This window comes from Mesoplasma grammopterae ATCC 49580 (assembly GCF_000701525.1).
Classification (GTDB): domain Bacteria; phylum Bacillota_I; class Bacilli_A; order Mycoplasmatales; family Mycoplasmataceae; genus Mesoplasma; species Mesoplasma grammopterae.
Genome location: NZ_JNJC01000008.1, coordinates 1 through 14,653 on the forward strand (window position 1 = coordinate 1; position 14,653 = coordinate 14,653).

The following is a 14,653-nucleotide window of genomic DNA, read 5'->3' on the forward strand; positions in this document are numbered from 1 at the left end:
ATAAAGAAAACTTAAATATCAAATCAATTACAAAAGACAACGGAATGGAATTCAATCTTATACATGAAGTTACACAGGAACTAAATATACCACTTTATACATGTAATACCTACGCTTCTTGTGAAAAAGGTACTAATGAAAATTTTAATGGATTAATCAGAAGATATTTACCTAAGAAAACAAATTTTACAAATTTGAAGGATGATAATATAATAGAAATATTAAATGAAATAAATAAAATGCCTCGTAAAATTCTGAACTACAAATCAGCTCAGGAATTTTATGAGACATTCGGTTAGAAGTGTTGCACTTCCAATTTTAATTTATAGATCAATTAATTTGATCCTTTTTTATTATTGTTATTATTTTTGTAATTATTTCTATTAGAATTATTTCTTGGTTTGAAAACATAGTCCTTACCATCGTACTCATTAACAATTACTAGAACAATTGGTTGTTTACCTGATTCTTGTTTAATTAAAGTTCTAACTCTGGTTGCAATATCTTTTTTAACTTCATTAACATCATACTTAGTTGGGTTTTCTTTAAATTGACTTTGTCCTTGTTCTAAAAGAGATTCGATTTCTTTTTGAATTATTTTAAATATCGGGTTTTCTTCTTTAATATATAAAACTCCACGCATTTGTGTATCTATCATTGAAATTAATTCTTTGTTTCTTGAATCAATAGTTGCACCAATAATCATTACACCATCTGTAGCTAAAAGTTTTCTTTCATTTAAAACTATAGCTCCAACATCACCAACACCTGCTTGGTCAACATAAGAATTACCAATATCTATTTTCTTGTCTGAAATTGAAATAGAGTTTTTTGAAATATTTGCTACTTGACCATTATCTAAAATAACAATGTTTCTTTCATTAACCCCAGCTTCAATTGCAGCTTTTTCTGCTTTTAAAGAATCTTTAAATAAAGATTTAACAGGAATAAAGTATTTCGGATTTAAAATACTTGTGAAAACTTTTATATCTTCATATGAAGCATGCATTGATCAAATGTTTCTATCACTTAACGCTAATAATCTAGCATCAGTTCTAGCTAATTCATCTAAAATTTGTGCATGTCTTTTTTCAACTCCTGGAGCTGGTGGTGTAGCCAAGATAATTAAATCCTTTTCTGTGAACTCAACCACTTCATCATTACCAGTTGCAATTTTTGCTAATTTTGAATATAAAACATCTCCTGTTCCAGAAATAATTAAAAGACCATTTTCTGATTTCATATATTCATCAACAGTAATAATGTCTTGTGGAACAATTTGTAAATTTTCATTTATTAAATTTGATTTTAAAATTTCTGTCATTGTTCTTCCATAAACAGCAATTTTACGATTGTTATCTTTTGCTGCCATGCATATTTCACCTAGTTTAAAAATATCTTCTTCAAAAATACCAATAGCTATTTTAGTTTTCTTTTCTTTAAATGAAGTTGAAATAAAATTTTCAATTTTATGATTTGGTACAGTGAAACCGCTTCTTGATGCATATTCACTATCAGCAATTAATGCAAGTACACCTTTTTTACCTATTTCACTTATATGATTAAAATCTGTTGAAAAGTAAGATTGTTCTTTACCATCAATAATATAGTCTCCAGCATAAACAATAGTTCCTTCTTCAGTATGGAAAGCATAACCATATGATTGAGGTGAAGCTGATGTAGTTCTAAATACTTCAACTTTAACTTTCCCAAACTCTAAAATTTGTTTGTCTTTAACTACAACAAAGTTTTGGTCTTTTGTATTTTTAATACGCATTCTTGAAATTTTAATTTTACCGACTAATTGAGTTATTTCATTACAGTATACTGGAACATCCATTGTTTTTAAAATGTATGGAACAGATCCCATATTGTAACTTGCGGAGTTAGTTAAAAAAATTCCTTTAATTTTTTGTTTATTATTTTTTAAGTAATCTAGTTTTGGTGTAACTATGTCTACACCTAAAATTCCTTTATCAGGATATTTAACACCGGCATCTAAAATGAAAAGATTATCATCGATATCTAAAACGAAAAGATTTTTTCCTCTTTCATCTTGTCCACCAAGTGCCATAAATTTAATTTTTGACATTTAGTTTCTCCTTATTATTTTTAATTAATATAATATTCACTAATCGCGATCAACGTTAGATTAGATCAGTTTTGCTTTTAAATATTTTAACATAGAAATAATAATAAAAAATGACTCACGTCATTTTATTAATTATTAATATTCTTTAACTGGTTCAACGTTTTCGAAAGAAATTTCAAGGTTTGTATATCTACCAAACATTTCAATAAGAACAACTGCTACGCCTTTTTCAAAGTCCATTGAACTTACTTCTCCTTCTTCACCAGCATTAATTCCTTCTTTAACTCTTACAAAGTCTCCAACAACAAATGGAGCTGTAAATAAAGGTTTTTTAGCAACAGCTTCATTAGGAACATCAATAGCTTCAGTTTCTTCAATAATAACTTCTGTTTTTGGAATTAACATTTCAATAACTTCATCAACAGTTAATGGGAATGGTTTAGCTCCACGTCCTGAAGAACCAATAAACCCAGTTACTCCTGGAGTATTGCGAACAACAAATCATGACTCTTCTGACATAATCATGTTAATAAATAAATATCCCGGGAATAAGTTTTTTTCTTTTTGTTTTCCAGTTTTTGTTAGAACAGTCCCTTTTGAAATTTTAATATCAAAAACTTGATCTTCCATTTTTTCAGCTTTAATTTTATTTTTTAAGTCATTTAAAACTTTTTCTTCATGACCTGTTTGTGAGTTAACAACAAATCATTGTCCTTTTGATGATAAGATTTCAGCTTCTAATTTTAATAATTCTTCTTTATTCATATTTTCTCCTTTTAATATACATTTATTAATCTAAATAACGCTTCAATACCTAATCCTATACAGAAAAATAATATTGCGAAAAATATCATAAATAGTAAAACTACTATATATTTCTTTTTTAGGTTATCTCAACCAGATCATTTAATCTTGTTTAATTCTTTAACAATTTTAATTGGAAATTCTTTTATTGCTAATTTAAAATTTTTCTTTTCTTTTTGTTTTTTAACCTTGATTGATTTTTTAGTTTTCTTAGAAATTTTTATTTTTTGTTTTTTATTTTTTTCTGTATGAGTTTCTTCAACAATTTGTTCTTCAACCAATACTATTTCTTCATTTTTTTTCTTTGCCATTATCTTGTTTCCTTATGTAATGTGTGTTTATTACACATTGAGCAAAATTTTTTAATTTCTAAACGTTCTTTCTGAGTTAAGTTACTTTTATTCAATGAATAGTTTCTACTTAAACAATCTTCACATACTAAAATTATTTTTCTTGTAGATTTTGTTTTATGCATACTAACCCTCCTCAACCAAGCTTTTGTCTAATTAAAAAGGAGGTTAACCTCCTAATAACTATGAATATTATACATTTATTATTTAAGTTTTCCAATATAGTTAGCAACATGATACAAAATTAAAGAAGTTGCAACATTTGCATTATATGAATCTATAGTATTTGTTGAAGGTATAAATACATTCATATCACTATTTTTCATAACTAGATCACTAACTCCATTATGTTCATTTCCAATTACTATAGCAGTCTTATTGGCAAAATCAACTTTTCTCATATCACTAGATTCAGAATTTAAATGAGTTGAGTATATTCAAAACCCATTTTTTTGTAGATCTTTAATAGCATTGCTTAAATTTGTAACTTTACTAATGTTCATATCATAAACTGTTCCAGCAGATGTTTTAACAACTGTTGAATTAACAAAAACTTGCTTATGGTCTAAAATAACAATTTGATCAACACCTAATAAACTAGAACTTCTTATTATAGCTCCAAAATTATACGGATCCTGAATTTGATCTAATATCAATACTAATTTAGGTTCATCGTCCTTCATTTGATTTAGTGCTTCACCAAATGGTTTGTAATTAAATTCTTTAACCTCTGCAACAATGCCTTGATGATTAGCCTCATTACCAACAAGATCTTCTATTTTTTTTAAGTCAACTTTTAAAATCTGAAATTCATTATTTGATTTATCTATTTTAAAATCACTTGAAATATATATTTTTTTAATTAAATTAGGGTGTTTTTTTATAAATTCATTAACTGCATGTTTTCCGTAAATTAAACTTGAATTTTCCATTTATAAAATCCCTTTGCTAATTAATATTTTTCTTACTTCATCTGCTTTTTCAAAATCTTTTTCACTTACTAATTTTTTTCATGACAAAAATAAATTTTGATCTTCTTCTGAAATAAAAGTATTTATGTTTATTGAAAGTCCTAATGTTTCTAAAATATAATTTAAAGAATTTATTTTTAAAAATAAATCATCAAATTTTTTTAATGCTGAAAGCTTATTAATATCTTTAAGTGTATCTTCTAATAAAGTTAAAACTCTTGAAGTATTTAAATCATTTTCCATATGAATTTTAAATTCTTTTATAATTTCTTCATCAAATTGGCTAGATTGATTAAATTTATTTTCAATTAATAATTGTTTTATTTTTTTACTCAAATTATTTATTTTTTGAATAAATTTATTTGCTTGTTCAATCAAATCATCTTTTATATTTAAAGGTTGTTTGTAGTAAGTTGTTAAAAATATTCATCTTAGTACATCTGAATTATAATTTGCTAAAAAATTAGTAAGCGTCATTGTATTTCCTAATGATTTGCTCATTTTCTCACCATCAATAGTTAAATGTCCATTGTGAACTCAAATATTAGATATTTCATTTCCATGTTTTGCTATAAATTGAATTCTTTCATTTTCATGATGAGGAAACTGTAAGTCAATACCACCTGAATGAATGTCTATTGTTTCACCTTTAAAATATTCATCAATCAATAAAGCACATTCTGTATGTCAACCTGGTCTACCTTTACCAAAATTAGAATCAAATGTTATACCTTTTTCAGTTTTTTTTCACACACTAAAATCTAATGGATTATTTTTTTTATCTTCTATTTCCACTCTATTTCCTGAAATTAAATCATTTATTTTTTTGTTTGATAATTTCCCATATTCATTTGAGAATTTTTGTATATCAAAATAAACATCACCATCAACATTGTATGCAGCTTCTAATTTAACTAAATCGTCAATAAATAAATTCATTTCACTTATTTTTTCACTTATGGGAATTAATTTGTCAGGCATTCTAATTTTTAAATCTTTTAAGTTTTGTAAAAATGCAGACAAGTATTTGTCTGTTATTTCTTTTTCTGTTTTATTTTCTTGTATTGCTTTTTCAATAATTTTGTCATCAATATCTGTAATGTTTTGTAAAAAATTTACTCTAATATCTTGTGATTCTAAAAATCTAATTAAAGTATCCATTAGAATTATTGGTCTAGCATTACCTATATGAATATAGTCATATATTGTTGGACCGCATGAATATATATTGATAACTTCTTTATTTATGTTTTTTTGTTCTTGAGTTAATGTATCAAATAATTTCATATAGATCCTTTCTTATTATTTTTTAATTAATGGTCTTAAGACTGAATAAACAGTTGCTAGTAAAGCTGTATTGAAAATAATTTTTACTGGGATTTGAACTACCCTTAGAGCAACCATACTAATATAACCATCATCTGTATTTGAAGTTAGCAGTCCTGCATCACCTCAAGCAGCAGTTAAAACAGTTATTAGTATTTCTGTAACGATACAGATAAGGAAGATTGGAAGAATTATTTCTAATCATTTTTGTTTTTTCAATAAAACAAAAATACCACACATAATATAGCAAATTGATAATAGTATTCCCATCATGATAATAAATAGCATTGGTATTAATTCTTTTTTAACTGCGATACCAAATAATTTAACATCTCCATTTTCATCAGGTGTTAAGTATTGAAGTGTATTGTATAAGAATGCAGTTGCAGCAATTATGAATAAAGTAATTATTGTGATTGTTATTCATTGTTGTTTAGATTTTAATTTAAATGTAAATGAAGCCATACCCGCTCAGAAACCAAAACCAATAGCCACTAAGAAATAAGCTGGGTGAATAAATGATGGAATAAATAGCATAGTTAATAACTCTGTAATTAATCCAACAATCAATCCAATTATAGGCCCAAAAATCATACCAGTAATTTTAATCATAATTCCTTCAAAAGCAACTCTGATTGGTGGGAAAACTGTAATAGGGGCAACCAATGAAATAACAACAGTTACTGAAACTGAACAAGCAATCATTATTCCCATATATGTAATATTCTTAGTATTAAATGTAGGAGAAATAAACAATTCTCCTTTTCTAACTAAATATTTTTTATATATAAAAGAACCTAATCCAAAAAGAGATAAACAAAAAAATGTTAGCAAACTAGAAGCATATGCTAGATGATTTCCAGACATCAATCATTTTAAAAAATTATCCATCATATCTCCTTTCAGTGTAAAATACTTAATAATATTATACTTTTATTAAATGAGTTTTGTTTTTTTAAACAAAAAAAGCGTCAAATGACACTTTTAAGATTCTCAATTAAGCTTTTTTAAATGTTAAATCAGTAATATTAAAATCATTGAATTTTTTATTTGTTGCAGTCATTTTTTTACTTGGTTTTTCAGTAAATTGATTTCCTTGTTCATCATAACCAATAATATTTTTTGAATTAAATTGATAATTCATAAATCTTCATCCAACATATGGAGTACCATCAATATCAGTTTTTTTACCATCTACATCTAAATTTGAAGTAAAACTTAGAACTGGTTTAAATGCTGCACTTAGTCCATCAATAGTTAAATTTATTTTATAATTTTGGCTTCCTGGTTTAGGTTCACCTGTTTTTAAATCTCGATCGTTATTGTATGTCAATTCTAAATTAATAGGTGCTAAAGGTATTAAAGAATAACCATATGCATAACTTGTTCTATTTCCCTTTTCATCTTGAGTATATTCGAACACAATAGGATCAGTATCTTTTTCAGATTTTTCAGAATTTAAAACTAGTCCTTGTTTTTTAAAATTTTCTTTACTTTTATCAGATTGTTTTTCAACTCTTTGAACTTGAATATCTAATTCAGGTTTTGAATCAGCCTCTGGTGATGATATTAATAATTGAGAAAAGAAATCAGCTGAAAGGTTAGTTCCTGATATGTAATCTACATATCCTTTTTCACCTTTACTGTCTTCAGTTTCTTTTGCTGTTTTTGCATTATAATTTGTTTTTTCAGAAATATATCTAGAACTATAATCTGTTACATCAATTGGATCATATGTAGTATCTTCATTTGGTTTAGGTGCAAGACCAATATTTCCTTCATATAATTTTGGAGTTGAATTAATTTTAACATTTGTGATACCTTGATTATTTGAACTTTCAAACATATTGCTTTCATTAATTAAGTCTATTGTTTCTTTTCCTAAAACAAATGGTGTACCGCTTTCATCTAATGTTTGAACTTCATTTGAGTTTGAATTAGTTCATTCTGAATATTGCATTAATCCTAATAAAGATGTAATGTTTGTAATTTCTGAATAATATTTATCAATTTCTTCATTTTGACTACTATTTAAACCAGCAGTTCTATATTGACCATCAGCATATATACCTTCTTTATCTGTTCTAAATAAATATTGTCATATATCTTTTGAGTTTTGAGTAACGCTTAAATTAGCATTAAAAAATAAGGAGTTAATCATATCAGTAACTAGTGATGAAGCAAAAGTCCCTGTTGCACCGTCAAGAGCTTTTTTAACATCTGCTTCAGTTGTTGTGTAGTCTGTTTTAGGTACATATTCACCTGCATTTGTATCAAAAGCATATTTTAAATTTCCTGCTGCTTTATATTCTGTTATTTCAATATCAAAGCCATTTGTAATTACTTTACATGACACTAAACTACTAGTTGCTGATGCTGCTACAGTTAATGCTGTAATAATAGATAATAATTTCTTCATAAATCCTCCTTATGAGCATATCTTGTATAATTATAACAAAAAAAATGGAATTTCTCCCATTTCAATTACCCTTTATCCATGAATTTTCCATGACTTTTATCAAATAATATATTGATAGTTCCAGTAGCGCCATTTCTATGTTTTGAAAGAATTAAATCTGTAGCACTTACTTGATCAACAATTTTATTTTCTTCTTCATTACCGTCTTTATGTTTGTAATAATCATCTCGGTATAAAAACATAATAATATCAGCATCTTGCTCAATAGCACCAGAATCACGTAAGTCAGACATTATAGGTCTTTTATCTTCACGTTTTTCAACGCTTCTCGAAAGTTGTGATAAACAAACAATAGGTATTCTTAATTCTCTGGCAACTCTTTTTAGTTGACGAGAAATATTTGATATTTCATTTTGTCTATCTGCTGACCCGTTTGTTGAACTAATTAATTGAAGGTAGTCCACAACGCAAAATTTAACATCATGATCTCTTTTTAATTTATATAATTTTGATTGAATTTGTTGAACAGTTATTCCAGGAGTATCATCAATATAAATTGGTAATTGTGAAACAATTTCTTTTGAAGCTAAAAGATTACTTCATTCAGCTTTAGAAATGTTTTTACCAGTTCTTAATTTTTTTGAATCTATTTTTGAAACCATTGTCATTATTCTTTGTGTCAATTGTTCAGCTGGCATTTCTAATGAGAAAACAGCAACTCCATTTTTATGTCTTGCCGCATTGTAAGCTAAGTTTAAGGCAAAAGCTGTTTTACCCATACTTGGACGAGCTGCTAAAATAATTAAATCTCCTTCTTGAAGACCTGAAGTTATTTCATCTAACTCAAAAAGATCAGTTGGTATACCTGTTAAAGTTTCACTTCTTTTTTCCAATTCTTGAATTTTTTTAATTAATGACTCAGTTGAGGCATGAATACTTTGAACATCGTTTTTTTGAGCATTAAGATCTATTTTTAATAATTCTTTTTGAATTTCATTAATTGATGACTCAATATCCATTTGTTCTTCTCTTCTTAAATTTTGAACTCTTCTCAAAGCTGCATCAAATTTTCTTGAAGAACTAGCGTAAAAAATATCTTCTATGAAGTTTTCAATCCCTTCATCTGAAAAGAAATCTAAAGCAATATCTTGAAGTCTTTGAATTCCACCAATTGACTCCAAGTTTCCTTTTTTTTCAATTTGGTTTGCTACAGAACTAATAGTAACTTCTTTGCTTTGAGAATGTAATTCTATTATCCCTTGAAAAATTATTTTGTGGGTTGAATCTAAAAAGTCATCAGCAACCAAACCTGTCATTATATCTGGCAGCGCATTTGGAGAATGCATCGCAATAGCAAGAACCATCTTTTCAACTGAATGTAAATTGTTTTCGCTCATATCTTTTCTACTCATTTTATACCCCTTGAATTTCTACTTTTAATTTTGCTTCAATACCAAAACCTAATTTTATAACTATATAATGTAATCCTATTTGATTTAGATTTTTAAAGTTTACAAATTTTCTTTTATCTAAATCTATTTTATGTGAATTTTTAAGTTGATCTACTATATCTTGATTTGAAATTGAATGGAAAGCTTTTCCTTCGTTTATTTGTAATTTGAATTTTAATATTATTTCTTCTAATAACGATTTTAATTGCTTAGTTTCTGCAATAGCTAAATCTTTTTCTTGCTCTTCAACAATTTTTCTGTTTTTAACTGTTTTTACACTACCCTCAGTTGCTAATTTAACTAGACCTTTAGGTATTAAGAAATTTCTTGCATAACCATCACTTATTTCTTTAATTTCATCTTTTTTTCCTTGTCCTTTTACGTCTTGTAAAAAAATTACTTTCATAAAAACCTCCTAAGTCATTTTAAACTTAATAATATTATAAATCACTTTACTTCAATTAACATATTCTATTGTTGTTTCATTTTAAAAAAACATGTTAAAATAAAAAACCATCATGATTGATGGCTTTTGTTTTAATTAGTCAATTACGTATGGTAATAAAGCCATTTGACGTGCTCTTTTAATTGCAACAGCCAATTGTCTTTGGTGTTTTGGAGATGTACCAGTAATTCTTCTTGGTAAGATTTGTCCATTTCCTGAAATAAATTTTTTCAATAATTCTACATCTTTGTAATCAATGTAGTTAATTTTGTTTTTAGCAAAAAAGTTAACTTTTTTTCTTTTTTTAACGAATTTTTTCATTGCCATAATTTTAGTAGCCTTTCTAATTTATATTAATCTCATAAAATTGATTCATCTTCACTTAAAATAATTTCTTCTGTTTGCACATTATTTGATGCAATAGATGAAGTTTTATTTTGCATTGGTGAATCTAAATTAATGTTTGAATTTGTTTCAACAGAGTTATTTGTTCCCCTATTTTTAGCAGATTCTAAAAAGTTTACACGGTCGGCAGTAATAGTTACAATAGTTTCGTATTTTCCATCAGTTTGTGATGTTCTAACATTAACTCTACCTGAAACTGAAATTAGACTTCCTTTTGATAAAAATCTAGCCATGTTTTCAGCTGTATTGTTAAAAGCAAAACAAGGAATAAAGTTTGTGATTTCTTTTTGACCAGAATATTCACTTACAGCTAATGTGAATGAAACAAATTTTCCTTGCCCATTAGTTGTATTTCTTAATTCGATATCTTTTGTAATTCTTCCTATTAAACATACTTGATTCATAGTTTACTGCTCCTTTTTAAAGTTCTTTGAACTTTTTATATATTTCTTATTTCGATTATATAACTATTTAGCTAATGCAGCACGAACTTTTCTCATGTATTCGATTAGTTCTTTTTTAGTTAAATCTCTTAAGTTAACTTCTTGTAATTTTTTTGGTAAGTTTTTTTCAATTGCAACACTTCTTAATTTGTTTGAGTATTTTTGTAATTCATATCTTTCTTCATCAATATTGTGTGAACCATCAACTTTAGCTCTTTCTGCAGCTGACATTTTAGGTGCAGCTGGTTTTTTAACTGTAGTTTTTGTTTCTTTAACTTCAACTTCTTCAACATGTTCTTCAACAGTTTCAGCTAAATGAGCCTTATATTTTGCTTCCATTTTTGAAACGAAGTCATGAGCTTCTTCATGAGAAACTTCTTCAACTTTAGCTTCAACAACTTTTTTAGCTTGTTTAACTTCTTCTACAACAACTTCTTTAACTTCAGTTGGTTTTTCAAATGTTCTTTTTTCTGTTGGTTTGTTGAATTCTTTTTTAACAAAAGGTTTTTTGAAATCTCTTTTTGCTTTTCTTTCTTCTTCGAATTTAGTCATATCAGTTTTTGATAATTGAACTGATTGTTCATAACCTTGTTCGTTTTCTGTATTGATGATTAGAGTTCTAACTACATTTTTTTCAATGTTTGCAATTCTTTCGAATTCTTTAATAGCTTCCGCAGTAGCTTCTACTATAAGTACAAAATAGTGTCCTTTTTTCTTGTGGTTAATTTTGTATGCAAATTCGATTAATCCTAAATCGTTTTTTTCAATTACTTTTCCATCTTTAGAAATGATTTCAATCATTCTTGATGATAAAGCGTTAACATCTTGTGTATCTTGGTCTAAGATAAACATTGCTTCATATTTTCTTAACATTTTTAATGTCCTCCTTTTGGTCTTTGGGCCTTTGGGCCAAGGAGTTAATCCCGTGTACATTAACTCGCTTAAAATATTATACAAGAATAGCTCTATAAAATCTACTTGAACATCACCAAAATACTAAATTTGTGTAAAAAAAGTTTAAAGGTGTATAATCATTTTTATGAAAAAGAATATAAAGATTGAAACAAGAGTATTAATTACCATTGAATTGATTAGTGCTTTTTGTGGAACAATAGGAATCATATTAGGGATGTTAAGCCTACTAAGTTTGAGTTCAAAAACTTGAGGAGAAGCAGATCCTGAGGCTTCATTCATTTTTACAGTTTTAACAGTTTGTTTTGATACATTAAGTACAGCAACAGCGATTTTAGCTTTTAAATATGGAGGTATTATTTTAAGAAAAAATGTGAGAAAGGTATGAAAATATTACCATTAGAAAAATTTGCTAATAGATTAGATTTATACAGTTTTTTCTTTGGTTTAGCTGGATTAACGTTAAGTATTTTAAGTTTATTATTTTTATTAGATTTCATGAAATCTAATACAGGTTCTGAAGTATCTACTATGCTTTCAATAGCTTGTGATTCAATTAGTGTCGCCATTGTCATATGGGTTATTAGAATAATGTTAAAAATAAGTTATTTAGAACATCAATAAAATAATTAAATATAATAAAAACACAGAACTATTGAACTGTGTTTTTTATTTTAATGTTTTTCTATAATTAAATTTGAATATTTAGTTCTAATTTTGTATTCATATTTAAATGCTTTTTTACCTTTATTCTTTGTTTTAAAAAGAACAATTTCTTCATTAATTACCATTTTAAATTCAATCTTATTACTTTTGCTTATTATTAAAATTTTTTTATTTTTGCTAAATTTAAAAAATATCATATTAATTCATTTCTCTGTTTTGAAATATGCTATAGGTAAAAATGCTAAATATAAAATTGGTGTAAAAATCATATCTGTAATTCAGTGAAATCTATAAACTATCATAAAGAAAAAAGTTAAAATAAACATAATAGAAGTTAAAATAGTAAATAATAATATTTTTTTATTTTTAAAATCAACTTTACCACTTCTTTTTATAATAAAGAAAGTCCCAAAAATAGAAAGTGGCACTTCTATATGTCCTGATGGAAAATCACCATTAAAAGCTTGAGAACTTCAATAAATTATACCGTCATTAATTGTATGTGAATCAACTCGTGAAAAAATATTTGGTATAAACCAATATGTTCATTTTCAAACTGGCTCTGGTGCCGGACCATATGGGATTTGTCACAAAGTCTCAGCCATTCAATTAGTTGCTAATTTAAAATTGTTATCATTTAAATCTAAACCTTCAGTTTTCAAATATAAATCAATCAGTAATTTAGCGCCTGGATGATTAACATAATTTTCAATTGTTAAACCATCAAATAAATGATCTATCTCATTTGAATCAGACATTCCAAATAAATTTCTATATTCTACTGAAAAATAAAAGGGTCTTGCAAAAAATATTTTTAAAACTAAAACTGAAAAATATGAAATTAAAAAAACAGTAAGCATTTCTAATGCACCAATTCAGTATTTATTTTGAAGTATATCTTTTCTTGAAGCAAATTTTACTCTAAAAAAGAATGCTCCATATGAAAGAATTAGTGTCATTATAATAATCCAAACAGAGCATATTATTATTGGTTCTTTCCATGTTGTTAGTGCTTTAATTCAAATTGAATTTAATGTATTATTTTTTATATCATCAGCAAATGTATATAAAGATTTTTGAATACAATAAAGTGAACCGAAAAAAATCATTCCAATAATCAGTAAAATATATGGCGTAAATTTAATAAAATTATTTTTTATTTTATATTTAAGATATAAAGTTTCTAAAATTGTTGCACTTATTATTCCTATTGGGATAGTTATAATAAAGTTACCACCTGAGCTTACAAAGTTTACAATTTGTCTTAAAAAATAATTATTCATACCCTTTGCGAAAAAACTAGTTATTTGATAATCAAAAAATGTTGTGGCCATTAAAGAAGTAAACAACATAACTAATACAATTCAATATAATTTAATTCAATGTTTGTTTTCCTTTATTTCAAAATGTTTCTTCATTATTTTTCCTTTTTTTACTATTTTTTGATTTTATTTTTAATTCTACTACTTTTAAATATTAATATAAATATTTCAATAATTTTTTAAAGAAATTAAATTATTAAAATATAATATTAATTATGAATACAAAAAAAACAAATTATTACAGCAACTTAGCGGCCTTAGTTTACAATGAATCAAAACCTCCAGGAACTTCAATTGATGGAGACATAGAATTCTATACTAATGAATTAATTAAAAGAAATGGTTTAGTTTTAGAGGCTGGAGTTGGTAATGGAAGAATGGCTATTCCACTTTTAAGAAAAGGCATTTCGATTTTTGCATTAGACAACTCTTCAGAAATGTTAGAAATTTATAATAGAAATTTAAAAAAATATAATATGCAATCAGATAGTATGCATGCTGATTTAAAAGACTTCAAAGTTAACATAAAATTTGAAACTATAATAATGCCCAACGGAAGTTTTTGTTTAATTGATAGAAATGATATTTTAAATGTTTTAAATAATTTTAAAAATCACTTAGAAGATAATGGAAAAGTTTATATTGATCTTATTTTTCCAACATCTTTTAAACCAGGCAATGTTCATGAATTTGATTTTTTAATTGATGATGATTATGTAAAAATTAAAAATAAATCAATCTCAATGAATTGAATAGAACAAAAGACTTATACAGAATTAGAATATAAAAAAAATACAACTACAGAAATACAACACTTTTCTCTTTGATGATATGGTGTAGAAGAATTTAAAAACATTTTAATGAATAGTGGTTTTAAAGATATTCATATAATTGAAAACTACAACAATATTAAAAACTTAAATTTAAAAACACTTACTTTCATTTTTGGAAAATAAGTACGAATTAAAATTGGAACTGCAACACTTATGAGAAAATAATCTCATAGGAATTGCAGTTTTTTTGATACAAAAAAAGCAACTCCTGACC

18 protein-coding genes are annotated in these 14,653 nt (G+C 26.0%); 4 read left to right on the forward strand and 14 right to left on the reverse strand.

Annotated elements, in window-relative coordinates; translation table 4 throughout:
• The coding region (locus T314_RS0102645) for an IS30 family transposase (RefSeq protein ID WP_029512063.1) at positions 1-299 on the forward strand (299 nt) is incomplete at its 5' end.
• A gap of 35 nt (positions 300-334) precedes the next feature.
• On the opposite strand, the gene T314_RS0102650 is transcribed toward T314_RS0102645, so the two are convergent.
• The 13 genes from T314_RS0102650 to rpsF form a co-directional block, all read right to left on the reverse strand.
• Positions 335-2,092 carry a ribonuclease J gene (locus T314_RS0102650; RefSeq protein ID WP_029512064.1) on the reverse strand — a complete coding sequence of 586 codons (1,758 nt, stop codon included), beginning with the start codon at positions 2,090-2,092 and terminating at the stop codon, positions 335-337.
• A gap of 135 nt (positions 2,093-2,227) precedes the next feature.
• Complete coding sequence (gene nusG, locus T314_RS0102655) at positions 2,228-2,857, reverse strand: transcription termination/antitermination protein NusG (RefSeq protein WP_029512065.1); 630 nt, start codon at positions 2,855-2,857, stop codon at positions 2,228-2,230.
• An 11-nt stretch (positions 2,858-2,868) separates the two neighbouring features.
• Positions 2,869-3,207, reverse strand: coding sequence for a preprotein translocase subunit SecE (gene secE / locus T314_RS0102660; RefSeq protein WP_029512066.1), 339 nt, complete (start codon positions 3,205-3,207; stop codon positions 2,869-2,871).
• Positions 3,207-3,371, reverse strand: a complete 165-nt coding sequence (gene rpmG / locus T314_RS0102665) for a 50S ribosomal protein L33 (RefSeq protein WP_011182986.1) — start codon at positions 3,369-3,371, stop codon at positions 3,207-3,209. Before rpmG ends, secE begins: the two co-directional genes overlap by 1 nt.
• A gap of 78 nt (positions 3,372-3,449) precedes the next feature.
• Positions 3,450-4,178: a 23S rRNA (guanosine(2251)-2'-O)-methyltransferase RlmB gene (rlmB, locus tag T314_RS0102670; RefSeq protein ID WP_029512067.1), complete on the reverse strand. Its 729-nt coding sequence runs from the start codon at positions 4,176-4,178 to the stop codon at positions 3,450-3,452.
• Positions 4,179-5,504 carry a cysteine--tRNA ligase gene (gene cysS / locus T314_RS0102675; protein WP_029512068.1) on the reverse strand — a complete coding sequence of 442 codons (1,326 nt, stop codon included), beginning with the start codon at positions 5,502-5,504 and terminating at the stop codon, positions 4,179-4,181.
• Positions 5,505-5,519: 15 nt separating this feature from the next.
• Entirely contained in the window at positions 5,520-6,434 is a 915-nt protein-coding gene (locus T314_RS0102680) for an ECF transporter S component (protein ID WP_029512069.1), read from the reverse strand.
• 106 nt (positions 6,435-6,540) lie between these two features.
• Positions 6,541-7,962, reverse strand: coding sequence for a hypothetical protein (locus T314_RS0102685; RefSeq protein WP_029512070.1), 1,422 nt, complete (start codon positions 7,960-7,962; stop codon positions 6,541-6,543).
• A 65-nt stretch (positions 7,963-8,027) separates the two neighbouring features.
• A complete protein-coding gene (gene dnaB / locus T314_RS0102690; RefSeq protein ID WP_011182981.1) occupies positions 8,028-9,374 on the reverse strand; it encodes a replicative DNA helicase in 1,347 nt (448 codons plus the stop codon).
• A 1-nt stretch (position 9,375) separates the two neighbouring features.
• Positions 9,376-9,819, reverse strand: coding sequence for a 50S ribosomal protein L9 (rplI, locus tag T314_RS0102695; RefSeq protein WP_029512072.1), 444 nt, complete (start codon positions 9,817-9,819; stop codon positions 9,376-9,378).
• Positions 9,820-9,954: 135 nt separating this feature from the next.
• Entirely contained in the window at positions 9,955-10,185 is a 231-nt protein-coding gene (gene rpsR / locus T314_RS0102700) for a 30S ribosomal protein S18 (protein ID WP_011182979.1), read from the reverse strand.
• Positions 10,186-10,211: 26 nt separating this feature from the next.
• A complete protein-coding gene (locus tag T314_RS0102705) occupies positions 10,212-10,667 on the reverse strand; it encodes a single-stranded DNA-binding protein (RefSeq protein ID WP_029512073.1) in 456 nt (151 codons plus the stop codon).
• A 63-nt stretch (positions 10,668-10,730) separates the two neighbouring features.
• On the reverse strand, positions 10,731-11,579 hold the full coding sequence (gene rpsF, locus T314_RS03955) for a 30S ribosomal protein S6 (protein ID WP_084322475.1): 849 nt from the start codon (positions 11,577-11,579) through the stop codon (positions 10,731-10,733).
• A 166-nt stretch (positions 11,580-11,745) separates the two neighbouring features.
• Between rpsF and T314_RS0102715 the strand changes: the two genes are divergently transcribed.
• Together T314_RS0102715 and T314_RS0102720 are read left to right on the forward strand one after the other, a co-directional pair.
• Complete coding sequence (locus T314_RS0102715) at positions 11,746-12,021, forward strand: hypothetical protein (protein ID WP_051612891.1); 276 nt, start codon at positions 11,746-11,748, stop codon at positions 12,019-12,021.
• Positions 12,003-12,242, forward strand: coding sequence for a hypothetical protein (locus T314_RS0102720; RefSeq protein WP_029512076.1), 240 nt, complete (start codon positions 12,003-12,005; stop codon positions 12,240-12,242). The genes T314_RS0102715 and T314_RS0102720 overlap by 19 nt, the downstream gene beginning before the upstream one ends.
• Before the next feature lie 50 nt (positions 12,243-12,292).
• On the opposite strand, the gene T314_RS0102725 is transcribed toward T314_RS0102720, so the two are convergent.
• Positions 12,293-13,702, reverse strand: a complete 1,410-nt coding sequence (locus T314_RS0102725) for a hypothetical protein (protein ID WP_029512077.1) — start codon at positions 13,700-13,702, stop codon at positions 12,293-12,295.
• Between the two features lie 119 nt (positions 13,703-13,821).
• On the opposite strand from T314_RS0102725, the gene T314_RS0102730 reads away from it, so the two are divergent.
• Positions 13,822-14,562 carry a class I SAM-dependent methyltransferase gene (locus T314_RS0102730; protein ID WP_051612892.1) on the forward strand — a complete coding sequence of 247 codons (741 nt, stop codon included), beginning with the start codon at positions 13,822-13,824 and terminating at the stop codon, positions 14,560-14,562.
• The last annotated feature ends 91 nt before the right edge of the window (positions 14,563-14,653 follow it).